Genomic DNA, 23,812 nt, shown 5'->3' with positions numbered 1-23,812 from the left:
GAAGAACAAGAAGACAATTTCGAATAACTCAATACCTGTGAATGTCCACACAGATTTCTTGTTTAGATTGTTAAAGAGCGTTACTAATACCAAAAGAATCAATCTTTCGCTTAGTGGCCGTTGACGCCAGGTCGTTGGCTTGGGCTGCGTATTCTACGCTTTCCCATCTTCGCGTCAAGTGTTTTTTCAAACTTTCTTTTCGCGCTGAAGATTTCATTTTGAACCTTCAGGCTGACTCTTCATTGGCGTGAGCCGCTTGCCGTGTCAGTGGTTGCGCATTATAGGGAGCCAAAACTTTTGTGCAAGCGCTTTTTAATAGTTATTTGTCATTTTGGGCTTGTTTGCGGATAATTTAGCCTGACCAGCTAGTTTTTAAGCATTATACTGTCACAAACCATGAATATATAAGGATTGTTATGTCTACTAATGTAAGAACTTACCAAGGGATACACCCGAGTTTAGCTGATAACGTCTATGTTGATGAGTCAGCTGTACTTGTCGGTGACATAAAATTGGATCATGACGCGAGTGTGTGGCCTTTGGTTGCCGCACGTGGAGATGTTAATAAGATCCGTATTGGTAAACGGAGTAATGTTCAAGACGGCAGTATATTGCATGTCACACGTAAATCACCTTCTAATCCTGATGGGCACCCACTTATTATAGGTGATGATGTTACTATTGGTCATAAGGCAATGCTACATGGCTGCCAAATTGGGAACCGAGTCTTGATTGGCATGGGCGCTATCTTACTTGATGGTGCAATAGTAGAAGATGATGTCATTGTTGGAGCGGGATCTTTGGTACCACCCAACAAGGTTTTACAAAGTGGTTTTTTATACGTAGGTAGCCCTTGTAAACAAGCAAGACCTCTTACGGATGCTGAACGAGCTTTTTTACCGCAATCCGCTGATAATTATGTGCGCTTAAAAAATGAATACTTGGTTGATTTACAGCAATCGAGTTAATTGCCTTATCGAAATGGGCAATGTGTTTACGCCCATTTCACTTTTACTGCGTCAAATTAGGTTACCTCCTCTCAAACTATGATATTTTTACTTGATTAAGCTAAATGACTTTATATTATTGAAATCTCGGATTGATAATTTATTTTAGTAGTTGCTTATTTAGCCAACACCTTTTATTTAGTCTACATTTAAGCTGAACAAGCCCAATCATGTTCAATTGCCGCGATGTTTGTAATTTGTACAGATGATTTTTAACAAGGATGATTTAAGTGCGCTGGAACAACAAAAAGCGACATACACCCAATGTGCATATTGATATAAAGCAGCACCTATTATTGCTAATTATCCCGTTACTACTTATAAGTATTGTGACTTTTGTTTTTGTTGAAGCAGAAAATGCCTACTTGTATTTGCTATTAATTAGCATCGGCTATGTTACAAGTTATGCGGTTACCTATTATGTACACAAACAAAATATGTCACGCTTATGGCAGCATCTTGAACAGGTGGTTAGAATTAATGATACAACGTATGAATTAGTCAATTTATCAAGCCAGTATGATTCTGAAAAAACCTTTTTGGATGCATTATTACTAAAAGCCGTTAATGCTGTTGACGATGCAGAAATGGGCAGCATTATACTCGTTGATAATTTTGCTAACAGATTACAGTTTGAGTCTGTAGTTGGTTTAAATATTGAAACACTACGTACTATTAACTTCACTCTAGAAGAAACGTTTTTATATCGATTAACTAAAGGCCGTTTTGATAGAGCTGTTGTTATAAATAACATGCGCAACATTAATGCCCAAAGCACCTTAACTGATGATGAACAGTTTGTTTTGCTCAATGCTTCGACAAAACCCATTTGCTCTACTTTATCGAGCCCCATAAGAATTGATGGTGAACTTTATGGCATGATGAATTTAGACAGCAGTAAGATGGAAGCATTTGGTGAATATGATATTAATCTGGTTAATATACTCACATCTGAAGCTGCAAATGCGATCTCCTTGTATCAAAAGTCTAAAAAAATCGAAATCATGGCTAACTATGATGGTTTAACAGATCTGTATAACCGTAAAATGTTTGATGCTGCAATTTTACAGTGGCAACACACCCCAAACTTACCCAGCTATATTGTCATTCTTGATATGGATAATTTAAAACCATTGAATGATTTGCATGGTCATCAAACTGGTGATGCCGCATTAAAAACCCTAGCAATGTCTTTAAAATCGATGTGGCATCCTGATTTTTTGGTTGCTCGCTATGGTGGAGATGAGTTTGTTGCTTTATGTCGCGGGCCAGTGGAGACTTTAGAAGAGCAAATAAAGCGATTACAGCAAGAGTTAAGTCAGTTAACGCCAGCCATTCAGTTTAGCTATGGTATTGCACAATATCAGCAAAATTGGCAAAGCGCGTTTAAAATGGCAGACAATAATATGTATCAACAAAAACGCTTTAAAAAAGGCGATTGCAATGAATAAAAGAAGAATTAAAGTACAATATCACCATCATCATTAAACAGTTCTTGTTCTATTAACTCTTCTGCTTTTTCTTCTAAATCGAACCGACATTGCTCAAATGCATCAGCAGCATTGAGCTGATTAACAGCTTGCTGCCCACATAACTGACCAATAACACCAAAGCTAACAAAACAATTGATATTGACTCCCTGTTGCTGGGCAATAAACTTTACTCTGCTCTTTTCGATAAATAATTGATCGGTAAAAATAATACTTTGATTCATTACACTGCTGCCGTTTGATTCAATAACGCCCTAAGCTTAGTCATTACAGGGCCTTTGTCTGGCATTACTCCACGCCACAAGCTAAAACTTTCAGCAGCTTGACCAACTAACATGCCTAGGCCATCTGCTGTTTTGCGCGCATTGTGGTCCTGAGCCCATTGATTAAACATTGTAGTTTGCTGACTATATGTCATGTCATAGCAATCGGTAGTTTCATCGACAATTGTGTCGGGCAAAGAAATAAGCTGCCCTGATAAACCTGCTGATGTTGAGTTTATAACCAAATCGAATGGTGAACTAAGTTGACTAATAGGTTTTGCAAAAAAGTTACCGTACTCATTAAACAGCTTTTGTAGTTGCTCGGCTTTCTCGTGAGTGCGATTACAGATAACTAATTGCGCCACATTCTGCTGCAATATTGGTAAGATACAGCCTCTAGCGGCACCACCTGCGCCCACCAGCAAAACACGTTTACCTTTTAATGAACCAAACAGCATTTCTAAATCAGTGACCAAACCGATACCATCAGTGTTATCACCGCCAATTTTGCCGTTGGGTAAATTAAATAGCGTGTTGACTGCGCCAGCTAGTTTGGCCATTTCACTTAGCTCATCACACATCGCAAACGCTTGCTCTTTAAAAGGCGCGGTGACGTTTGCTCCTTTTCCGCCGCTTGCAAAAAACTCAGTTAATGAAGAAGAGAATTGATCAGCTGGCGCTAAAATGGCTTCATAGCTCATATCTTGTTTTGTCTGCAAAGCAAACTCACTATGAATAAATGGCGACTTACTTTGCGCGATAGGGTTACCAAATACAGCATATTTATCGGTCATCAAAACTCTCTTCATTTATATTAATTACGTCTAGCGATACGCGGCAGGCATTGCTGTTTTTTTCAAATAACGATCTCGCAACGCATCTTGACGACTTTGTAAGCCCTGTTCATCGCCTGCAATCCACATCATCTGAACTTTAGAACTGTATTCAAAAGGATCACCGCTCCATAATACTAAGTCAGCAGGTTGACCTACGGCAATACGTCCACCCTCTAGATGAAAAATATCTGCAATGTTAGACGTTATCGCAGCAAGGGCATCGTTATAATCCATACCATTAGCTACTGCATTACCGGCACTGTATCGCAATGCATAAACGCCATGGCTGTCGCCTGGTAAGGCAATAGCCACTTTTACCCCCGACTTTACCAGTTTAGCGGCATTATCAAGTGAGTTATGAAGTGCATCAAAGCTTTCTGGAAGATTACGCATAGCATCAATCACAACCGGAATATTTGCCTTTGCCAATTGCTCTGCGACCAAAACAGCATCTGCACCATTTACGATGACAACATCTATGTCAAATTTTTGCTTAAGGTTAACCACATGCAAGATATCGCTTGCACGGTCAACTGCGACAATCAATGGTTTTTTGCCTGCTAAAACCGACGCAATGACGGTATCCTCACGGCTCACCTCATCGTCTTTATCTTTAGCTTTTTTGTCTTGAAATAATCCTTTTTTTACATCGTCTAATTTATGGATTAGTTGTTGCATACCAATAGCTCGAGAGCCTTCATCAGCTGCGCCTAACTGGACAAATAACCCTGTATTGGTAGCCAGTACGCTATCAAAATCACCAGTTAAATCGACAACAAATGTTTCTCCAGCAAATACACTCTCTCCACCACCTGATGTAACGATGTTACGGGTTATTCCCCCCTTACGCGCAAACGGGATGGTAGTAGCTTTAGGGTTAAAGGCAAGGCTTGGGTCAAAGATAATATCGGCTTCTTTATCGCTGGCATCTCGAGATGTTGCCACGGCACCAACCTCAACTAAACCCATATCATTCATCGCGGCAATAAAGCCTGGCGTCAAGGTTGCGCCGTTAGCATCAACGACACGGTCAAATGGCATATTTTGTGGATTGATTGCTGAAATAATACCGTTTTCGAATACCACGGTTGCTTGGTTTAATACGCCTTGCTCTGTTGCAGTGTGAACAGTGGCATTAATGATGGCAACGCTTTCGGCTTTTACAGCACAACTCAATAACATTCCGGCCGATAAACTTAAAGCAAGTAAAGATTTGTTAAATAGCGTCATTGTCTTGCTCCTTCTTATTGTTGACCTAACATAAAGTCACTTTGTGCTTGATAGGCGGCATCGTTGCGGTCAAAAACTTTGGCGCCATCAATAAACACTTTTTCAGCTTGGGCGTAAACGCTAAACGGGTTTGAGTTCCAAATGACTACATCTGCATTTTTACCCACTTCAAGCGATCCAGTTTTATCACTTATGCCTAATGATTTGGCCGCATTTGAGGTAATCCAACCAATCGCATGTTGTTCTGTTATCTCAAAGCCATTGTCGTTTGCCGCATGCATAATTTTGGCGGTTTCTTGATTGAGACGTTGAATAGTCACGCCGGAATCAGAGTGCACAATGGCGCATGAATTTTTAACCGCATCGACCATTGCGACATTTTCAAGCACCATATCATAGGCCTCTAATTTAAAGCCCCACCAATCAGGCCACATAGCGGCACAATTGCCATTTTCAGCTAATAAATCTGCCACTTTATATGCTTCAACGGCATGGTGGAATGTCCCCGCGTGATAACCAAACTCTTTACCAAGATCGATCATCATTGCCATCTCTTCTGCTTTGTAGCAGTGGTTATGGATCAGAATGTCACCCTCTAACACACCTTTTAGAGTATCTTTCATTAAGTCACGCTCTGGGGCTACTGGGTTTTTACCTGCGGCGTAATCGGCATTGTATTTATCCCAAGCACGCTTGTATTCACTGGCCTGAATAAATGCTGTTCGATAACCGGCCATGTTACCCATTCGTGTCATGGGTAATTCGTTACGCCCTCCATACAAGTTTTTAGGATTCTCGCCACAAGCCATTTTTAACCCATAAGGCGCCTGTGGAAATTTCATCGCTTGCATGGTTGTAGCCGGAATGTTTTTTAACGTAACCCCACGACCACCAATAAGATTGGCTGAGCCTGGCAAAATTTGTAATGTGGTAATACCACCCTCTCGAGCGCGGTTAAAGCCTGGGTCTTGCGGCCATACACTGTGTTCAGCCCAAACCTCTGCTGTAACAGGGTTTGTCATTTCATTGCCGTCATTATGAGATTCAGCATTGGGGCTTGGATAAACACCTAAATGTGAATGCACATCGATAATCCCAGGCGTAATCCACTTGCCTTTCGCGTCGATAACCACCGCACTCTCTTCAGAAAGTTGTTGACCAACAGCACTAATTTTACCGTCCTTTATCAACAAATCAGCATCATCAATACGCTCACCTGTGCCCGTTAATACGATGGCATTTTTAAGTAACGTTGTGACATTAGGTAACGCATGGTAGGTACTTGGGTATGGGTTGGTGTTGATGACAACTTGCGGATCTTGTTGTTCAGCAGGGTTGCAACCTGACAGCGCAACACATAGTGCAACAGCAACCAAAGAAGGTGTAAGTTTTACCATTGATTGAGTTCTCCTTTCTTATTTTGCGCCCAATCTACCCCAAGTTAGCGGCTGAAATACAGCGTAATCGTTAATTAATTGGTATCAAAACGTTAATAATAAAACACTCTTATGCAATAATCGGTTTGATAAAATATCCATAACCCCAATGACAAACACTATGCACTGGTTACGTAAATTATTCGCTAAACAACAAGATATAGATGACAGAGACACGACTCAATCAAACGCCTACGATATCATTGGTGGAGATAAAGTCATCAGAGCAATTGCTCATGATTTTTATCAACAAATGCAAACTCGCCCCGAAACTCAGGCTTTATTAGCAATACACCGAGCGCCAATTGCAGACTCTGAGCAAAAGTTATATGAGTTTTTGAGTGGTTGGCTTGGCGGACCACAGTTGTATCAACAAAAGCACGGCCACCCAGCACTACGAGCAAGACACATGCCTTTTGCTATTGATGAATCTATGCGTGATCAATGGTTAATCTGCATGCGCGCAGCAATAACCAACTCCATAAAAAAGCCTGAACATCAACAGGTGATTATTCAGGCTATTTCAACATTGGCTGACAACATGCGTAATCGATAATATCTAACGCAATACAACTACGATTTAAGCCTGTGCCAACCAGTCTTGAGGCTTGAGATAGACATCGTACAATTCAGCCTCTGGCGTGCCCTCTTCTGGCATAAAAGCATATTCCCAGCGAACTAGTGGCGGCATAGACATTAAGATTGACTCTGTGCGGCCACCTGTTTGTAACCCAAATAAGGTGCCACGGTCATAAACCAAGTTAAACTCAACATAACGACCACGACGGTAAAGCTGAAATTGGCGCTCATCGTCACCATATTCTAATGCTTTATTTCGCTCAACAATTGGCGCATAAGCTTCAATAAACCCATTACCTACCGCTTGCATAAACGCAAAACTACGCTCAAAACCTGGCTGATTTAAATCATCAAAAAATAACCCACCAACACCACGAGTTTCATTACGGTGCGGCAAAAAGAAGTATTCATCACACCATTTTTTATACTTTGGATATACATCTTCACCAAATGGGTCGCAAATATCTTTAGCGGTTTGATGCCAACTAATCACATCTTCTTTAAACGGATAATAAGGTGTTAAGTCAAACCCACCACCGAACCACCAAACAGGATCGGCACCGTCTTTACGGGCAATAAAAAAGCGTACGTTAGCATGCGTTGTGGGTATGTATGGATTGTTTGGATGGATAACTAAAGACACCCCCATCGCCTCAAAACTGCGTCCGGCCAGCTCAGGGCGATGTGCAGTAGCAGATGCAGGCATTGCTGAACCCATCACATGCGAAAAGTTAACCCCAGCTTGTTCGAAAACCAGCCCTTGAGTCATCACACGGCTTGTACCACCGCCACCTTCTTCGCGCGTCCAGGAGTCCGCCTTAAAGCTTGCTTTACCATCAAGCTGCTCTAATCTATTACAAATATCTTGCTGTAAAGCCAACAGAAACGACTTAACCTGTTGTGCATCTGGCACCTTTGATTGGGTATTGGACATATAGTTAACTTCCACTTCGAAGAATTTGGCCACTGCGAGCATCAATAATGGTCGATGGCTGACGTTGCTCACCAAGTTGACCTAGAATTAACGCATCTATTTTATCGCTAAAATCAGTGATGATATGTTGTGCATCAACAACCGGGGGTTCTCCGGCTAAATTGGCACTGGTTGATACTAATGGTTTATTCAGTGTGTCACATAACTCACGCACCACAGGGTGAGCAGATACTCTAACTGCAATTGAGTCGAACTCACCAGACAGCAACTTAGAAACATGTGGCTTTATTGGCATCACAAAGGTAAAGGGGCCAGGCCATTTAGAGTGAGTAAATTGCAGTTGAGACTCAGTCAATTGATGCACATCAAGATAAGGTAATAATTGCTCAAACGAACTGGCCACTAAAATAAGACCCTTTTGCCAAGGACGCTGTTTAACCGCCAATAACTTTTCAATAGCCTTATCGTTATCAGGATCACACCCCAAACCAAAAACCGCTTCTGTTGGGTAAGCTATAACACCACCTTGCTCTATGGTGGTTGAAACAGCCGATGGCTGCAATTGCAACATTAGATTTCCTTTCATCAATTTAAGAGTGGTAATAACAAATTACTTTGCTCGCTTATATTTACAGGATTTTTGCGGGCATTCAAGGCGGCTACCTGCGGCATTTTTACGCTCAACTAAAATACCAAACCCGCAACTAGGACAAGCTTCATTATAAGGTGGGTAGTTTACGATAAACTTGCATTTAGGGTAGGCACTGCAAGCATAAAATGTCTTGCCATAGCGACTGGTTCGAGATTCAAGGTGGCCTTTACTGCATTGCGGACAAATAATTTGCTCAGCATCACCGCTGTGATCATGTTTTTCTATATGAGTGCATTCAGGATAATGAGTACACCCAATAAAAATACCAAACCGACCAGATTTTACTGCCAACTCATGGCCACATTGCGGACACTCGGAGCCGCTTATTATCTGTGTTTCAATCGATTCATGCTGCACTAACGGTCTAGTGTAGTCGCAAACGGGATAATTATTGCATCCAACAAAACTGCCATGTTTACTGTGTTTAACCGACAGTTCAGAACCACAAACAGGACAAAGTTCAAACTCTTTCTCCAGTGCATGCTCGTGGACAGTAAACAACTGTTGATCAATTTTAGACATGGTACTCTCAATGAATAATCAATAGATCTAAAAAAGGAGGCTAGGCCTCCTTTTATTATGAGTGTAAGCGCCCTTCTGGCTGCTCGAAGATTAAATCTTCCATTTGCTCATAGGCTGACTCATTACCTGGTACATTGAATAGTACCATTAATACCACCCATTTGAGATCTTCTAATACCAATGTAGGCTCGTCTAACTCCATAACACGATCAATGACCATTTCACGGGTTTCAACGCTGAGTACTTGAATTTGCTCTAAGAACAATAAAAATCCACGGCACTCTACATCTAACTTAGCCATTTCCGCCTTGGTATAAATACGGAATGAATGCTGCGCATGATTGCACAAGTATGGTTTATCGCTTTCTTGTAGATCAGCTAAGTGCTCTAACCAAGAAAGGGCTTTAATAATATCTACCTGATGAAAGCCAGCCCGAGTTAACTCTTTAGTAAGCTCATCTTCATCAACTAGCAGTTCAATTTCACTATGAACATAATTTTCAAATAAATACATGAGGATATCAAACATGGCTAACTCCTCTTTAGTCTGACGTAACCACCGGGCACTGCTGCAACCCACCCTTGTAATTCAAGTTCAAGCATTTGTATTAACACCAGATCTATTGGCTTCCCACTATCCTCAACCACAGCATCAATTGAAGTGGTTTCATATCCTACACTAGCTAACAGTGAGGAAAATGGCAAATCACAAATGTCATTATCCTGTATATGGTGCCTTTGATGCAATTGTTCAAGGTGATATTCCGATAAACAACCTAACTCTTCTATTATATCGGCAGCAGTCTCAACAAGTTTTGCACCATTTTTAATTAAATCATGACACCCCTGGCTATATCCCCCTAAAACAGAACCTGGCACAGCAAACACCTCGCGGTTTTGCTCCATTGCTAACCGGGCACTGATTAACGAACCGCTTTTTCGACTTGCCTCAACGACAACAGTACCTAAACTTAGGCCGCTCACAATACGATTACGCTTAGGAAAATTACCCGCATACGGCCCTATATCTGGCCAATACTCACTAATCACACAGCCTGAGTTAACAATATCATGGTACAAATGTTGATGTCGTTTAGGGTATACACGTTCAACCCCAGTGCCTAAAACAGCTAAAGTCGTGCCACTGGCAGCCAACGTCGCCTTATGCGCCGCCCCGTCAATACCACTGGCCATACCGCTGGTAATTGCAAAACCTTGTTTTGCTAGGTTATAAGCGAGATCTGCAGCCATATCCAACCCTCCACGAGACGCATTTCGGCTCCCCACGATGGCGATACTTGGCAACACTAAGGATTCAACATTTCCTTTTAAGAACAACACAAATGGAGCATCTGGTATTTGCTGTAATAATGGAGGGTAAAGCGGATCTGAAGGCGTTAAAATATAATGATGAGGTTGCGATTCTTGCCAGGTTAATGCCAAATCAACTTTATCAAAATTGATTTGGCATTTCGCTAATAGATTTGCCGATAAGGGCAAACTTTGTGGTTCAAACTCAAGACGTTGACGAAGCTCTTCAACGTCCATCTGCGTTAATAATTGTTGAATCCGAGTGGGTCCTAACCCAGATACTGCACAAACAACTAACCAATCAACCAGTTTATCAGCGATTATTCACCTGTGAGAGTTAGCGGTTCAGGTTTCACTAATTTATCGCCAACCCGAACTGGGCGCTCATTAAACATAATTAAACCTAAACTTGTTTTATCAAAGACTTTAAACACTAATAAATTACCATGAAATATATCAGGCATTTTATGAATCGTGTCTTCAGCAAAATGAGAAAGCACTTTGTCATAAGTAGAACGGTCTAGCGTACGAACCGGCATACCATCATTATCAATCGTGATATCTTCACCATCACGAAACATCGAAAACACATGACCCGTTTCAACACCGTCGTCACTACCACGGTCAAGATAAACCACGTCTAATTTACCCGCTTCACGAATATTACCATTAATCGCAATTATGGCAGCAGGCAAACCAATTTCCGCCGCTTTAGGAACAAAATAGGCCGACATCAAGGCTTCGTCTTCTACTGGCGCAACTTTAAAGCCGCCTTTAGTTTCACGTAGGCTACTTAACAGCTCAACTTTTGATATTGGTCCAGACTCAATGACCCGGCCGCTAGAGGCTAAAATCATTTCTTGACCTAATAAGGTATCTCGCTCAAGCGAAAAAAACTCTCGCCCAGTTTGGTACATTGCCACCTTAAGTCCAGGCTCAAGCTTCGCGTTAACGTAAATAATATCGCTAACAACATGATGGATTGATGGGCTCTCACCACTCATCACCATAGGCAACGCTGCAAATGCAGCAGGATCAACCACCCGATTTTGTGTTAAATAAGGCTGTATCAGTGCCAAGTCGACAGCTGGAATTGGGCCATCTTTCGAGGCTATGCGCCCTTCAGGACTTTTTTTAACGTGCTGTTTTACCATTAATCGAGGTTGACCATCGATAAAGACTAATGTCAGTCTATCGCCGGGATAAATTAAATGTGGATTAGCGATTTGCGGATTAACACCCCACAACTTAGGCCAACGCCATGGATCATTTAAAAAATATCCGGAGATATCCCACAACGTATCACCTTTTTTAACGACGTACGTTTCAGGATGCCCAGCTTTTAGCGTTAACGTATCAGCGTTAACACCAAATATATTTAAAGATAAAAAAGCAAGTAAAAGTAAGCGTTTCATGGTGCAGTCCATGTTGTTTAGCTCTTTATTAGAGCTTTTTACTGTTATTGATAAGCGCTAAGGATTAAAATTACCCTAATCGCAACAGCCAGTATAGCTAACTGGCTGAAATTTGACAGACTTGTTAAGAGTTTATATATGCCAATATTAAATGTTTTACGATTTCCAGATGAGCGTTTACGCACAATTGCTGAGCCAGTGACAGATTTTGGTCCAGAATTACAAACCCAAATAGATAACATGTTAGAAACAATGTACGAGGAAAAAGGCATTGGCCTTGCGGCCACGCAAGTCGATTTCCACAAACAACTCATCGTAATGGATCTCCAAGATGACGTTGAGCGCCCAACCGTTTTCATCAACCCACAGATTGTTAAGAGCAGTGGTGATTTTGCAAATGAAGAAGGTTGTTTATCCGTTCCAGGTATCTATGCCAAAGTGGATCGCGCTGAATTTATCACGTTAAAGGCGCTCGACCGTCACGGCAAAGAATTTACCGTTGAAGCCGACGAACTGTTTGCTATTTGCATTCAACACGAAATGGATCACCTCAAGGGTAAGCTATTTGTTGATTACTTGTCGCCACTTAAACGCCAACGTATAAAAACCAAGCTTGAAAAAGAAGCGCGTTTAGCCGCTAAATAGGAAACGATTTGAAACCGTTAAAAATTATCTTTGCCGGTACACCGGATTTTGCCGCCAGACACTTGCAGGCGCTTATTGACTCACCACATGAGGTGGTAGCCGTTTACTCCCAACCAGATAGACCCGCTGGTCGGGGGAAAAAGCTGACAGCAAGCCCCGTTAAACTACTGGCTGAAGAGCAAAACATTGCCGTTTTTCAACCCATATCATTGCGTAACGAAGCAGCACAACAAGAATTAGCAAACTTGCAAGCTGACATCATGGTCGTGGTGGCATACGGCTTAATCCTACCAAAGATAGTACTCGATACACCTAGATTAGGCTGCATCAATGTACACGGTTCAATATTACCTCGTTGGCGTGGAGCAGCACCCATTCAACGTGCATTATGGGCTGGCGACAACGAAACTGGCGTCACCATAATGCAAATGGATGTGGGTCTTGATACCGGTGATATGCTGCTTAAAACACACTTACCTATCGAGGAAAGCGACACCTCAGCGAGCCTTTACGAAAAACTCGCTAAGCAAGGCCCAGAAGCATTGATAGAAGCACTAACAGGGTTAAGTGAAGGCAATCTACAAGCTGAAAAGCAAGATGAAGCCCAAGCAAACTACGCCGAAAAACTCTCCAAAGAAGAGGCCCGTCTTGATTGGCATAAAAGTGCCAAGCAACTGTGGCAAGAAATTAGAGCGTTTAACCCTTGGCCTGTGAGCTACTTTGAACACCAACAAAGTGTCATCAAAGTATGGCAGGCAAAATACAACGCCCAAGCATGCTCTCACCCACCAGGTACAGTTATTTCTGCCACTAAGCAAGGTATAGAAGTTGCAACGGCTGAAGGATCGTTAATCATCGAAACCATGCAATTACCTAACAAAAAGCCACTAGATGTGGCAGACATTCTTAATGCTCGTGGTGATTGGTTTGCTGCTGGTGTACGTTTAAACCAAGAGGCCAACTAGCATGAATGTGCGCGCACTTGCTGCTAAAGCGATTTATGAAGTACTTGAAAAAGGCATATCACTGTCAGTGGCCTTGCCAGAACAACAGCAATTTCTTGAAAATGGTAAAGACAAAGCCCTGCTAGCCGAGCTCTGCTACGGAGTAATGCGCCAATTACCACAATTAGACAAATGCGTAAGCGACTGTTTATCAAAACCCTTTAAAGGTAAGCAGCGCATATTACATCAGTTGTTGATTGTAGGTTGCTATCAACTTTACTTCACCCGCATTCCTGCACATGCCGCGATTTCTGAAACAGCTGAAGCCTGCCGGCAACTACGTTTTGATGGGCTAGTCAAAGTAGTTAACGGTGTATTGCGCAATATTCAACGCCAAGAAGCTACGCTCAATACCGATTCAGACACCTTACGCTTTAATACCCCAGCTTGGTTTATTAAGCGTTTACAACAAGCCTATCCAGACAACTGGCAAACTATTATTGAGCAAAGCCACCAGCGTCCACCAATGTGGCTGCGTAACAATCGTTTATCACAATCTCGAGAAGCTTATTTAAACGCATTAGCAGCACAAGACATTCATGCCAAAGCCGGTCCAAGCCCAGATTCAATTTTGCTTGAAAGCCCAAAAGATGTCGTTAGCTTACCAAACTTTATGCAAGGCGCAGCATCAGTACAAGATGGTGCAGCACAATGGGCTGCGACCTTGTTGGCGCCAGTCGAAAACGAACTAGTATTAGATGCTTGCGCCGCGCCTGGAGGTAAAAGCTGCCATTTACTAGAACTCGCGCCAAGCATTAACCTTGTTGCGGTCGATTTTGATGAAAAACGCCTTGCTCGTGTACAACAAAATCTGGACAGACTGCATTTAAAAGCGCAAGTTATTCACGGCGATGCTGCCAACATAGATTCATGGTGGCAAGGCCAGCAATTTGACCGCATTTTACTGGATGCCCCCTGTTCTGCAACAGGTGTTATACGCCGCCATCCAGACATCAAATGGCTGCGAAAAAACAGTGACATCGAAGAGTTAGCCACTTTGCAGCGACAAATTTTAGATCATTGCTGGCAATGGCTAAAACCAGGCGGCACATTATTGTATGCAACCTGCTCTATTTTACCTCAAGAAAATAGTCAGCAAGTAGAACAGTTTTTGGCGCGCACACCAGATGCTAAATTAGTACCCATAGCGCAGCAAACAAACCCCAATGATATTGGCTGGCAACTATTGCCCGGCCAAGACAATATGGATGGCTTTTATTACGCGCGCCTAGTCAAAGCAATTTAAGGATGTACCTAAAGCCATGAAAATTATTATTTTGGGCGCAGGGCAAGTTGGCGGCACACTAGCCGAAAACTTGGTCGGCGAAAATAATGACATTACCTTAGTCGACAGCGACCGCGCGCGATTAAGGCTGCTGCAAGATAAATTCGACTTACGCGTTGTGGTTGGTCATGGCGCACATCCTAGTGTATTAAAAGAAGCGGGCGCTGAAGATGCCGACATGCTTATTGCTGTCACCAACAGTGATGAATGCAATATGTCTGCCTGTCAAATAGCCTACAGTTTATTTGGTACACCGACAAAAATTGCTCGTATACGCTCAGAAGCTTACCTAGATTTACAAGATAAACTGTTTATTAATAGTGAAATCAAAACCAGTGAAGCCAAGCCGCGTGGCGGGTTTATTATTGATGAGCTCATTGCTCCAGAGCAGTTAGTAACCACTTACATACAAAGATTGGTTGAATACCCCGGTGCGCTACAAGTGCTTGAATTTGCAAAAGGTAAATTAAGCCTTGTGGCGGTTAAAGCATACTATGGCGGCCCATTAGTGGGTAATGCTTTAGCCACGCTGCGTGAACATATGCCCAACATTGACACCCGAGTAGCAGCGATTTTTAGGCAAGGTCGGCCCATTATGCCGCGCGGCACCACCATTATCGAAGCAGACGATGAAGTGTTTTTCGTTGCAGATAGCCGTCACATTCGTGCCGTTATGAGCGAAATGCAAAAACTCGATAATTCGTATCGCAATATTATGATTGCTGGCGGCGGTAATATCGGTTTTGGTTTAGCGCAAAAATTGCAACGTACACACTCAGTGAAATTAATTGAACACCGCCAAGAACGTGCGGAGCAGCTTTCTGAAAAGCTTGAAAAAACAACTGTTTTTTGTGGTGATGCGTCAGACCAGGAACTCCTACTTGAAGAGCACATAGATCAAACCGATGTGTTTATTGCCGTTACCAATGATGACGAAGCCAATATCATGTCGGCATTACTTGCTAAACGTATGGGCGCTAAAAAAGTCATGGTGCTCATTCAACGTGAAGCCTATGTCGATATCGTGCAAGAAGCCAATATCGATATTGCCATTTCCCCCCAGCAAGCCACTATTTCAGCCCTACTTACTCATATCCGTCAAGGCGATATATGTAACGTTTATTCATTACGTCGCGGGGCTGCAGAAGCCATTGAGGCGATTGCTCACGGAGACTCAAGCACCTCAAAAGTGGTTGGTAAACAAATTGGCGAGATTAAACTTCCGCCAGGCACCACCATTGGGGCAATTGTGCGCAATGATGAAGTGCTTATGGGCCATGATAAAACGGTAATCGAACAAGGCGACCACGTAATTTTATTCTTAGTGAACAAAAAGTTTATTGGCGATGTTGAAAAGCTGTTCCAACCGAGTGCATTTTTCTTTTAGCATGTGGTTTTTAAGTGTTGGAGTGCGATTAATACCAATTCCACTAATTATCTGGTCATTCAGCGGTAATTCTGTGCCTTCTAGGCAAGTAATAGGATTGTAGGCATAGTTGCTCTACGTCAAAATACTATTAAGCAGCATAGAAGGCACAGAAACCCGCCTTGCAGGAGACGCTCAGACAGTCCATTTCTTTGTTGCATTGCCTTAGAAGGGAATAACCATTATTTCAACAATGCGCCTCAAACTGAACAGTCTGAGCGACTCTGATTGGTCACATAATTAATGGAAATGGTATAACTCCAACACTATCGTGACGTCATTTCAAGATTAATAGTCTATTTCGCTAAAACATTAACTAAACTCAACCTGTGCTAGCTGAGTAATATGGTCGCCATAGGCTTTTACATCTTCCCAATCGGTGTAGTCAATAATAGCGGTAGGATCGGTTGGACCGTCAGTCATCTTCATGATCAATCTAATCATTAAGCTGTCGTACCAGGGCCAAGAGGGGTAATCCACTTTACCAGCAATAATCTTAACATCTTGTGGCTGCCAGGCTGACAGTGTTAAAAACTTTTGCAGATATTTATTGTTTTCTGGGATGCGTTTTTCAGGATTCCGTGCCACCACATTAACGCAAAAAAAACTATTTGGAATATTCGCTAACGCCTGTTGATACTGCTGAACAAACTCAAACACAGATTTATGATATGAACCATAAAGTACACACGCCCCCAGCGCAACAGCATGGTATTTTGACCAGTCGATGGGATGCTGTTTGCTTTCATGAATGCTCATCACATCACACTGATCACCATTGGCGAGTATTTGCTTAGCAATTGCATCGCTAATTAGAGCGGTATGCCCACCTCGAGAATAATAAAGGACTAATATATTGGCCATGGTGAGTTCTCAACACTGCGAAATTTGCCTCAGTGTGCCAATAATGCGCTTTTTAATCCCTTGTAATGATCACAAATTAGAAATAGCTCATATATTTAATAGTTAAAATTGAGATCTGTAAGGCACAGAAGTATGATGGCGTTAGATAGACAGTTATTCTTAAACTGACTCACGCTCAACCGATAGGAACCCTCATGCAGCAAAATATTGATGTAGCAACCATGCTTAATAATGCAGAGACAGCCGCGCAATGGCTAAAAGCAATTGCAAATCCTTATCGACTGATGATTTTGTGCTTGTTGCTGGAAAAAGAACACAGTGTCACAGAGCTAAATGAAACCGTACCATTAAGTCAGTCTGCGCTATCACAACACCTTGCCGTATTGCGCACTCAAGACCTAGTCAATACACGCAAAAGCTCGCAAGTGGTGTATTACACCCTAAAAAATGAACAGGTCACCGAAGTAATATCCATTTTACATCGCCGTTATTGCGCCTAGTATTGGTATTAGGCGCTTTACTGATTATCGCTTCTGCACCGAGATTTGCTTAGCAAAATCGTCAACTTTATTCCAATCTGTAAATTCAAAAGTGCCATTGGTGTCTGTTGGCCCCCTCGTCATCCACATAATAAAACGGATCATCACCTTGTCGAAAAAACGATAACGTGGATAATCAATTTTACCGGCAAAAACCCCAAGTAAATTTGGTGTCCAAGTCGATAGCGTTAAAAATTTTTGCATATAAGGATTCGTTGCAGGGGTATTTTTTAATGGTTTTCTGGCGACAACATTCACAGTAAAAAAGCTGTTCAATTTTGTGTCGAGTAATGCCTGGTGTTGCTTTGCAAACGTATATAATTCTGGTCGATGCTTACCGTATCTAATGCTGGCCCCTATGACCACTTTATCAGCAGCCACTAATTGCTCTGCCTTGGCATCATCGAGATTAATGATATTCACCTGCTCCCCATTCTCAGCTAAAAATTGGCCAATCCGTTGGCAAATAGCCAGTGTTTGCCCATCAACTGTTGAATATAAAATAACTGTTTTTATCATTAATTTTTCCAAAATGTCGGCGTAAACAGCACTAATAAAGTAAACACTTCTAAACGCCCAAACAACATAGCAACAACCAATACCCACTTAGCACCATCAGACACATTGGCATAGTTTGACGCAACATCCCCTAAGCCAGGGCCTAGGTTATTTAAACTTGCTGCGGTGGCACTAAATGCTGTGATCGCGTCCATATCCATAGCCATTAAAATAACCATACAAACAACAAACACTAAAGCGTAAGCAGAAAAGAAGCCCCATACAGCATCAATAATCCGGTCTGGTAGTGCGTTCGATCCAATTCGAATTGAGTACATGGCTTTGGGGTGTATTAAACGCTTTAACTCGCGAGAACCCTGTAACACCAGCAAAATTAAACGAATGACTTTCATACCGCCACCCGTCGAGCCCGCACAGCCACCAATAAAGCTAGAAAATATCAGTAAAATAGGAAGAAATAATGGCCAGGAATGAAAGCTTTCGGTGCCAAAACCCGCAGTGGTTGAAATTGAAACCACTTGGAAGAAGGCGTAATCGAGAGTTTGTTCTGCCGAGTCATAAATACCCGACTGATATAAGGTAATAAAACAAATGGCCGTTAATACCAGCTGGACCGCGATTAACACTTTAAATTCGGCATCTTTGAAATAGATTTTAAAGTTAATACCGCGCCAACTAAATGCCGCAAAATGAAGGCTAAAATTGACAGCCGCAACCAGTAAGAAAACAGCACAAATCACGTTAATTAATGGGCTGTCAAAATACCCCAAACTTGCATCGTGAGTAGAAAACCCGCCAATAGCAATGGTAGAAAATGAATGGCAAATAGCATCAAATGCATCCATTCCAGCAAAATAAAACGCCAAAGCACACAAGGTGGTCAGCATAAAATAGATATACCACAAAGCCTTAGCTGTTTCGGCGATTCGTGGGGTCACCTTAGTGTCTTTAACGGGTCCCGGCACTTCAGCTTTGTAGAGCTGCATACCACCAATCCCTAACAGCGGTAAAATAGCCACCGCAAGTACAATGATACCCATACCGCCCATCCACTGGAGTAAATGGCGATAAAACAAAATAGACTTAGGGAGATCATCAAGACCAACTATCACGGTCGCGCCCGTAGTCGTTAGCGCTGAAAATGATTCAAAAAAACTGTCTGTCCAGCTGAGGTTGGGTTCATTGGCAAAAATGAATGGCAAGGCACCTATCGACCCAAGTACTGTCCAGAATAACACAACGATCAAGAACCCCTCACGAGTGCGTAGATCGCCCTTTTCATGACGATTGGGATACCATAATAAAAAACCTAAAAAGATACTGACAACAAAGGCCTGAATAAACGCAGTACCACCACCATCTTTATATAAGATTGCGACTAATGCAGATGGCAACATGGTGATCGAAAATAATCCCATCAACAAACCGGTGATTCTAATAATTGTTTTATATTGCATTAAGGATTCTGTTTAAGTTGTACTGCGACCATGTTAACAATTGAATGACATTCTGGCATAAGTTCGTCATAGCTCAAACTGTAAACTTTACTTGTAACTGCCCCTGAGTCAGGGTCGCTAAAGCTTGATTAAAGTCTTGATGGTATGATTTGGCCAATTCAAAATGAATATCAACCTTATCTGTAAACACTTTATCAACGATTACACCATCATTTTGATTGACTAAATATTCTATATCAGTCAATTGCGCATAATGACACACCAAACTGGCTGGATAACGAATATGTTTTATTTGCGTTTGTACTTGAGGCAGTCCTTGCTTAATCCCTGAAGTATAAGCGCGAACTAAACCGCCAACACCTAACTTGGTTCCACCAAAATAACGCACAACAATTGCACCAAGCTCGCCAATGTTGGCTCCCTGCAGGCACGCTAACATGGGTTTTCCGGCACTGCCCGACGGTTCACCATCATCACTAGCTCCCATATCAACCGTATTTTCAGGGCTGCCAGCCACAAAAGCATAGCAATAATGGCTTGCTCCGGGGTATTGCAGTTTAATGTCAGTAAGTGCTAACTTCATTTGTTGTTGGTTTGGGCAATGAAACAACAAAGAGATAAAGCGGCTATGCTTTATCTCTTCCTCTATCAATACGTTACCCTTGGGTACTAAATAAGATTCAATCAACTAAACCAAACTCTCTTGTCATGTTTTCGACCCGATTATGATGGACGATAACGTTATCTTCTATTCTTATTCCACCAAACGGACGTAACTCATCAACCATTTGCCAATTAATCATTTGCTTTGCTGACGGCGCAAGTTGTTCAAGTAAGGTGTCAATAATATAAATACCCGGCTCAACGGTCAGCACCTGATTTGGCGCCAGTACACGAGTACAACGCAAAAATGGATGCGCCTCTGGAGCTGCGATATGGGTGCCTCGCTCATCATGGGCGTATCCACCCATATCATGAACCTGCAACCCTAGCATATGCCCTAAACCATGTGGAAAAAACGCACTGGTGACGCCTTCAGCGACAAGTTGTTCAACCGTCCCACGGGCCAGACCAAAGTCGAGTAATAGTTGGCCAATATAATGATGCGTTGCAATATGTAAATCGACATATTTTACGCCCGGTTTCATTTGCTCAATAATTGTTTGTTGTACTTTATCTAACGCGATGATGAGCTCATAAAACCGATTTTTTTCAAATGAGTATGTACGCGTAATATCAGCTGCATAACCGTGATAATGAGCACCAGCATCAATTAAAAACGACAAACGCTGAGCCGGTTTACTATGCTCTAAAGCGGTGTAATGTAAAATCGCAGCATTTTGATTCAACGCGATAATATTGCCATAAGGCACATCGTTTTCACCTTGGCCTATTGCTAACAAATAGCCTTGCTGAATTTCAAACTCACTGGCGCCATTATAAAATGCATTTTTAGCCGCTAAATGCCCTTTCACAGCCATTTGATTCGCCCGGCGTAAACATTCGAGCTCATATTGTGTTTTATCAGCGCGATGATAATGTAAGTAATTCATCACAGCGTCAGGGTTACGAGCAGTAAAGCCTAATACGTCCGCGACATCTAAATGCTCACCAACATATGCCCAAGATGCGACATCTTGTGGTAAAAAATCAGCGATACGATCCGGCTTAGTTAATAACTTGATCGTAAAATGCTCGGTCCAAAATGCTTGTGGCACATCATTTACTTTATGCCAAAAATCAACGGGCCGATAAAAAACTAAAGTCGGCTTGTCTTGGCCATTTGCAATCACCCAACAATTTGGTGTGTCTAAAATAGGCAGCCAAGCTTTAAATTGTGGGTTAACTTTAAAAGGGTAATTTAAATCATCTAAAAATTGTCTATGCGGTTGTCCCGAGTGAACTACAACCCCAGCAAGGCTCTCACGTTGACAAATTTCAGCAACACGACGATTAAGCTCGGTAATATGCGCATGATATAGATGGGCTAACTGATCCATAGACAATCCCTTTGATGAGTTTTAACTCAATAAGTCTATCACAAACTCAAAAACTCATCGCGAGATGATAAAAAATTAAACGGCCGTTTAAATTGGGTGTTGTAATTTTTCTCATTTAGTCGCACACTGATAATCAATTGGTCAATAGATGGCCTACACTGCTGTGAATTGAGCTTGATAACTGCACAGTAAATAAGATGTGGAAGTCGCTTTTAAGCAATAAGGAAGCAAGCAATGATCTACCAAAGCCCTACCATTCAGGTTGAGTTACTTGAAGATAATATTGCCAAACTGTGCTTTAACGCACCTGGTTCGGTAAACAAGTTCGACAGAGAAACTCTAGCCTCATTAGATGCTGCATTAGACAGCATAAAACAAAACACTAACATTAAAGCGCTATTGCTGACATCAGCCAAAAGCACCTTTATTGTTGGCGCTGACATTACTGAGTTTTTAAGTCTATTTCAGCAAGATGATGCAACGTTACTCGCTTGGGTTGAACAAGCTAACGCGGTATTTAATAAGCTTGAAGACTTGCCATTTCCTACAGCCTCTGCAGTAAATGGTTTTGCATTGGGTGGCGGTTGTGAAACGATTTTAGCCACAGATTTACGTGTTGCAGACACCAATGCACGCGTTGGTTTACCAGAAACCAAACTAGGGATTATTCCTGGCTTTGGTGGCACAGTTCGTTTGCCACGAGTTATCGGAGCAGACAATGCCCTTGAGTGGATAACCACCGCAAAAGAGCAACGTCCAGAAGAAGCATTAAAAGTAGGTGCAATTGATGCTGTCGTCGCGCCAGAACATTTAGAAGCAGCAGCAATTCAAATGCTACACGACGCATTAAATGGCAACATTGATTGGCAAAGTCGTCGCACTCAAAAACAATCAGCATTACAACTGCCAAAACTTGAAGCCATGATGTCTTTTGCAACAGCTAAAGGCATGGTGTTTTCTGTTGCAGGTAAACATTATCCAGCCCCAATGACGGCTGTGAATGTTGTTGAACAAGCTGCTGGATTAGACCGTGATGGCGCTCTAAAAGTAGAAGCTCAAGCGTTTATTAAACTTGCGAAAACCGATGTTGCCCAAGCATTAATTGGTATCTTCTTAAACGATCAATTTGTTAAAGGTAAAGCCAAAAAAGCCAGCAAGCTGGCCAAAGATGTAAATCAAGCAGCAGTATTGGGTGCAGGTATTATGGGTGGCGGTATTGCTTACCAAAGCGCCAGTAAAGGCACGCCAATTGTCATGAAAGACATCGCTCAACCTGCGTTAGAACTTGGCTTAAATGAAGCCGCTAAAATTCTTTCAACACAAGTTGCCCGCGGCCGCTCTACCCCAGAAAAAATGGCAAAAGTGCTTAACAACATCACTCCTTCGCTTGATTATGCCGCCATTAAAGGTAGCGACATAGTAGTAGAAGCCGTTGTTGAACATCCTAAAGTGAAAGCAACCGTATTAGCTGAAGTTGAAAACTTTGTATCTGAAGATGCCATCATTGCTTCAAATACATCAACAATTTCAATTAACTTGCTAGCAAAAAGCCTTAAAAAGCCTGAACGTTTCTGCGGTATGCATTTCTTTAACCCTGTGCACAAAATGCCATTAGTTGAAGTTATCCGTGGTGAGCACAGCTCAGAAGAAACCATTGCTTCAGTTGTGGCCTATGCAAGTAAAATGGGCAAAACCCCAATCGTGGTAAACGACTGCCCTGGCTTCTTCGTTAACCGCGTGTTATTCCCTTACTTTGCTGGCTTTAGTGGTCTACTCGCTGAAGGTGCAGATTTTGCCGCTGTTGATAAAGTCATGGAAAAACAATTTGGTTGGCCAATGGGCCCTGCATATTTACTTGACGTAGTCGGTTTAGATACAGGTCACCACGCTCAAGCGGTAATGGCCGAAGGTTTCCCTGACCGCATGGGTAAAAATGGCAAAGACGCTATTGATATTATGTTTGAAAACAAACGTCTAGGCCAAAAGAACACCAAAGGTTTCTATGCTTACTCGGTTGACAGTCGCGGTAAACCGAAAAAAGATATCGATCCAACAAGCTATGAATTACTCAGCACTGAATTTGGTGAGTTAAAAGCATTCGAATCAGACGACATCATCGCGCGTTGCATGATCCCAATGATCATCGAAACGGTTCGTTGTTTAGAAGAAGGTATTATTGCATCTCCTGCTGAAGGCGACATGGGTCTGGTATACGGCATTGGTTTCCCTCCATTCCGTGGCGGTGTATTCCGTTATTTAGATACCATGGGCGTTGCAAACTTTGTTGCCCTTGCAGACAAATATGCACACCTAGGCGGCTTATACCAAGTCACCGATGCAATGCGTGAACTTGCAGCCAAAAACGGTAGTTACTACCAAGCCTAATCAGTGGGAAAGG

The 23,812-nt window shown here is 42.2% G+C and carries 24 protein-coding genes; 9 read left to right on the top strand and 15 right to left on the bottom strand.

Annotated elements, in window-relative coordinates:
* Positions 1-416 precede the first annotated feature (416 nt).
* Entirely contained in the window at positions 417-968 is a 552-nt protein-coding gene (locus IEW93_RS14395) for a gamma carbonic anhydrase family protein (RefSeq protein ID WP_188739997.1), read from the top strand.
* Between the two features lie 269 nt (positions 969-1,237).
* Positions 1,238-2,458, top strand: a complete 1,221-nt coding sequence (locus IEW93_RS14390) for a sensor domain-containing diguanylate cyclase (RefSeq protein ID WP_223419141.1) — start codon at positions 1,238-1,240, stop codon at positions 2,456-2,458.
* An 8-nt stretch (positions 2,459-2,466) separates the two neighbouring features.
* On the opposite strand, the gene IEW93_RS14385 is transcribed toward IEW93_RS14390, so the two are convergent.
* The 4 genes from IEW93_RS14385 to IEW93_RS14370 are packed head-to-tail and all read right to left on the bottom strand — an operon-like array spanning position 2,467 to position 6,223.
* On the bottom strand, positions 2,467-2,721 hold the full coding sequence (locus IEW93_RS14385; protein WP_188739996.1) for a DUF1488 family protein: 255 nt from the start codon (positions 2,719-2,721) through the stop codon (positions 2,467-2,469).
* Entirely contained in the window at positions 2,721-3,554 is an 834-nt protein-coding gene (gene aroE, locus IEW93_RS14380; RefSeq protein ID WP_188739995.1) for a shikimate dehydrogenase, read from the bottom strand. The genes IEW93_RS14385 and aroE overlap by 1 nt, the downstream gene beginning before the upstream one ends.
* A gap of 30 nt (positions 3,555-3,584) precedes the next feature.
* Positions 3,585-4,826, bottom strand: a complete 1,242-nt coding sequence (locus IEW93_RS14375; RefSeq protein ID WP_188739994.1) for an amidohydrolase family protein — start codon at positions 4,824-4,826, stop codon at positions 3,585-3,587.
* 14 nt (positions 4,827-4,840) lie between these two features.
* Positions 4,841-6,223, bottom strand: a complete 1,383-nt coding sequence (locus tag IEW93_RS14370; protein WP_188739993.1) for an amidohydrolase — start codon at positions 6,221-6,223, stop codon at positions 4,841-4,843.
* Between the two features lie 160 nt (positions 6,224-6,383).
* On the opposite strand from IEW93_RS14370, the gene IEW93_RS14365 reads away from it, so the two are divergent.
* On the top strand, positions 6,384-6,818 hold the full coding sequence (locus tag IEW93_RS14365; protein WP_188739992.1) for a group II truncated hemoglobin: 435 nt from the start codon (positions 6,384-6,386) through the stop codon (positions 6,816-6,818).
* A 24-nt stretch (positions 6,819-6,842) separates the two neighbouring features.
* On the opposite strand, the gene hemF is transcribed toward IEW93_RS14365, so the two are convergent.
* The 6 genes from hemF to IEW93_RS14335 all read right to left on the bottom strand — a co-directional run bounded on the left by hemF (position 6,843) and on the right by IEW93_RS14335 (position 11,687).
* Positions 6,843-7,775 (bottom strand): oxygen-dependent coproporphyrinogen oxidase, encoded by a 933-nt coding sequence (gene hemF, locus IEW93_RS14360; RefSeq protein WP_188740003.1) that lies wholly within the window; start codon positions 7,773-7,775, stop codon positions 6,843-6,845.
* Between the two features lie 4 nt (positions 7,776-7,779).
* On the bottom strand, positions 7,780-8,346 hold the full coding sequence (gene tsaC / locus IEW93_RS14355; RefSeq protein ID WP_188739991.1) for an L-threonylcarbamoyladenylate synthase type 1 TsaC: 567 nt from the start codon (positions 8,344-8,346) through the stop codon (positions 7,780-7,782).
* A gap of 39 nt (positions 8,347-8,385) precedes the next feature.
* Positions 8,386-8,949: a DNA topoisomerase family protein gene (locus tag IEW93_RS14350; RefSeq protein WP_188739990.1), complete on the bottom strand. Its 564-nt coding sequence runs from the start codon at positions 8,947-8,949 to the stop codon at positions 8,386-8,388.
* Between the two features lie 55 nt (positions 8,950-9,004).
* On the bottom strand, positions 9,005-9,478 hold the full coding sequence (locus IEW93_RS14345; protein WP_101033474.1) for a DUF494 family protein: 474 nt from the start codon (positions 9,476-9,478) through the stop codon (positions 9,005-9,007).
* 2 nt (positions 9,479-9,480) lie between these two features.
* On the bottom strand, positions 9,481-10,497 hold the full coding sequence (gene dprA, locus IEW93_RS14340) for a DNA-processing protein DprA (protein ID WP_188739989.1): 1,017 nt from the start codon (positions 10,495-10,497) through the stop codon (positions 9,481-9,483).
* Between the two features lie 83 nt (positions 10,498-10,580).
* The gene (locus IEW93_RS14335) at positions 10,581-11,687 is read right to left on the bottom strand and encodes a LysM peptidoglycan-binding domain-containing protein (RefSeq protein WP_188739988.1); all 1,107 of its coding nucleotides are present in this window, start codon (positions 11,685-11,687) and stop codon (positions 10,581-10,583) included.
* A 126-nt stretch (positions 11,688-11,813) separates the two neighbouring features.
* On the opposite strand from IEW93_RS14335, the gene def reads away from it, so the two are divergent.
* Genes def through trkA form a run of 4 tightly spaced genes read left to right on the top strand, consistent with a single transcriptional unit; the run spans position 11,814 to position 15,996 of the window.
* Complete coding sequence (gene def, locus IEW93_RS14330; RefSeq protein WP_223419139.1) at positions 11,814-12,320, top strand: peptide deformylase; 507 nt, start codon at positions 11,814-11,816, stop codon at positions 12,318-12,320.
* Positions 12,321-12,328: 8 nt separating this feature from the next.
* Positions 12,329-13,285, top strand: a complete 957-nt coding sequence (gene fmt / locus IEW93_RS14325) for a methionyl-tRNA formyltransferase (protein ID WP_188739987.1) — start codon at positions 12,329-12,331, stop codon at positions 13,283-13,285.
* Between the two features lies 1 nt (position 13,286).
* Positions 13,287-14,570 carry a 16S rRNA (cytosine(967)-C(5))-methyltransferase RsmB gene (gene rsmB / locus IEW93_RS14320; RefSeq protein ID WP_188739986.1) on the top strand — a complete coding sequence of 428 codons (1,284 nt, stop codon included), beginning with the start codon at positions 13,287-13,289 and terminating at the stop codon, positions 14,568-14,570.
* 16 nt (positions 14,571-14,586) lie between these two features.
* Positions 14,587-15,996: a Trk system potassium transporter TrkA gene (trkA, locus tag IEW93_RS14315; RefSeq protein WP_188739985.1), complete on the top strand. Its 1,410-nt coding sequence runs from the start codon at positions 14,587-14,589 to the stop codon at positions 15,994-15,996.
* A 351-nt stretch (positions 15,997-16,347) separates the two neighbouring features.
* On the opposite strand, the gene hemG (IEW93_RS14310) is transcribed toward trkA, so the two are convergent.
* Entirely contained in the window at positions 16,348-16,899 is a 552-nt protein-coding gene (hemG, locus tag IEW93_RS14310; RefSeq protein ID WP_188739984.1) for a menaquinone-dependent protoporphyrinogen IX dehydrogenase, read from the bottom strand.
* A 194-nt stretch (positions 16,900-17,093) separates the two neighbouring features.
* Here hemG (IEW93_RS14310) and IEW93_RS14305 point away from each other — a divergent pair, with 194 nt between their 5' ends.
* Positions 17,094-17,399, top strand: coding sequence for an ArsR/SmtB family transcription factor (locus tag IEW93_RS14305; protein WP_188739983.1), 306 nt, complete (start codon positions 17,094-17,096; stop codon positions 17,397-17,399).
* A gap of 24 nt (positions 17,400-17,423) precedes the next feature.
* On the opposite strand, the gene hemG (IEW93_RS14300) is transcribed toward IEW93_RS14305, so the two are convergent.
* The 4 genes from hemG (IEW93_RS14300) to pepQ all read right to left on the bottom strand — a co-directional run bounded on the left by hemG (IEW93_RS14300) (position 17,424) and on the right by pepQ (position 21,414).
* Entirely contained in the window at positions 17,424-17,954 is a 531-nt protein-coding gene (hemG, locus tag IEW93_RS14300; protein ID WP_188740001.1) for a menaquinone-dependent protoporphyrinogen IX dehydrogenase, read from the bottom strand.
* 2 nt (positions 17,955-17,956) lie between these two features.
* Entirely contained in the window at positions 17,957-19,414 is a 1,458-nt protein-coding gene (locus IEW93_RS14295) for a TrkH family potassium uptake protein (RefSeq protein ID WP_188739982.1), read from the bottom strand.
* Between the two features lie 73 nt (positions 19,415-19,487).
* Positions 19,488-20,102, bottom strand: a complete 615-nt coding sequence (locus IEW93_RS14290; RefSeq protein ID WP_188739981.1) for a YigZ family protein — start codon at positions 20,100-20,102, stop codon at positions 19,488-19,490.
* Positions 20,095-21,414: a Xaa-Pro dipeptidase gene (gene pepQ / locus IEW93_RS14285; RefSeq protein WP_188739980.1), complete on the bottom strand. Its 1,320-nt coding sequence runs from the start codon at positions 21,412-21,414 to the stop codon at positions 20,095-20,097. Before pepQ ends, IEW93_RS14290 begins: the two co-directional genes overlap by 8 nt.
* Before the next feature lie 234 nt (positions 21,415-21,648).
* On the opposite strand from pepQ, the gene fadB reads away from it, so the two are divergent.
* Positions 21,649-23,799 carry a fatty acid oxidation complex subunit alpha FadB gene (gene fadB, locus IEW93_RS14280; protein WP_188739979.1) on the top strand — a complete coding sequence of 717 codons (2,151 nt, stop codon included), beginning with the start codon at positions 21,649-21,651 and terminating at the stop codon, positions 23,797-23,799.
* The last annotated feature ends 13 nt before the right edge of the window (positions 23,800-23,812 follow it).

Source organism: Shewanella inventionis, from assembly GCF_014641855.1.
Lineage (GTDB): Bacteria > Pseudomonadota > Gammaproteobacteria > Enterobacterales > Shewanellaceae > Shewanella > Shewanella inventionis.
This window is presented reverse-complemented; position numbering and strand designations above follow the sequence as displayed.

Coding starts and splice junctions, on each gene's coding strand:
- IEW93_RS14395 (WP_188739997.1), top strand. CDS start 417: ATGTCTACTAATGTAAGAACTTACCAAGGGATACACCCGAGTTTAGCT.
- IEW93_RS14385 (WP_188739996.1), bottom strand. CDS start 2,721: ATGAATCAAAGTATTATTTTTACCGATCAATTATTTATCGAAAAGAGC.
- hemF (WP_188740003.1), bottom strand. CDS start 7,775: ATGTCCAATACCCAATCAAAGGTGCCAGATGCACAACAGGTTAAGTCG.
- IEW93_RS14305 (WP_188739983.1), top strand. CDS start 17,094: ATGCAGCAAAATATTGATGTAGCAACCATGCTTAATAATGCAGAGACA.
- fadB (WP_188739979.1), top strand. CDS start 21,649: ATGATCTACCAAAGCCCTACCATTCAGGTTGAGTTACTTGAAGATAAT.
- IEW93_RS14350 (WP_188739990.1), bottom strand. CDS start 8,949: ATGTCTAAAATTGATCAACAGTTGTTTACTGTCCACGAGCATGCACTG.
- IEW93_RS14370 (WP_188739993.1), bottom strand. CDS start 6,223: ATGGTAAAACTTACACCTTCTTTGGTTGCTGTTGCACTATGTGTTGCG.
- IEW93_RS14295 (WP_188739982.1), bottom strand. CDS start 19,414: ATGCAATATAAAACAATTATTAGAATCACCGGTTTGTTGATGGGATTA.
- IEW93_RS14335 (WP_188739988.1), bottom strand. CDS start 11,687: ATGGACTGCACCATGAAACGCTTACTTTTACTTGCTTTTTTATCTTTA.
- IEW93_RS14365 (WP_188739992.1), top strand. CDS start 6,384: ATGCACTGGTTACGTAAATTATTCGCTAAACAACAAGATATAGATGAC.
- rsmB (WP_188739986.1), top strand. CDS start 13,287: ATGAATGTGCGCGCACTTGCTGCTAAAGCGATTTATGAAGTACTTGAA.
- pepQ (WP_188739980.1), bottom strand. CDS start 21,414: ATGGATCAGTTAGCCCATCTATATCATGCGCATATTACCGAGCTTAAT.
- IEW93_RS14375 (WP_188739994.1), bottom strand. CDS start 4,826: ATGACGCTATTTAACAAATCTTTACTTGCTTTAAGTTTATCGGCCGGA.
- IEW93_RS14345 (WP_101033474.1), bottom strand. CDS start 9,478: ATGTTTGATATCCTCATGTATTTATTTGAAAATTATGTTCATAGTGAA.
- hemG (WP_188739984.1), bottom strand. CDS start 16,899: ATGGCCAATATATTAGTCCTTTATTATTCTCGAGGTGGGCATACCGCT.
- tsaC (WP_188739991.1), bottom strand. CDS start 8,346: ATGTTGCAATTGCAGCCATCGGCTGTTTCAACCACCATAGAGCAAGGT.
- dprA (WP_188739989.1), bottom strand. CDS start 10,497: ATGGACGTTGAAGAGCTTCGTCAACGTCTTGAGTTTGAACCACAAAGT.
- def (WP_223419139.1), top strand. CDS start 11,814: ATGCCAATATTAAATGTTTTACGATTTCCAGATGAGCGTTTACGCACA.
- trkA (WP_188739985.1), top strand. CDS start 14,587: ATGAAAATTATTATTTTGGGCGCAGGGCAAGTTGGCGGCACACTAGCC.
- aroE (WP_188739995.1), bottom strand. CDS start 3,554: ATGACCGATAAATATGCTGTATTTGGTAACCCTATCGCGCAAAGTAAG.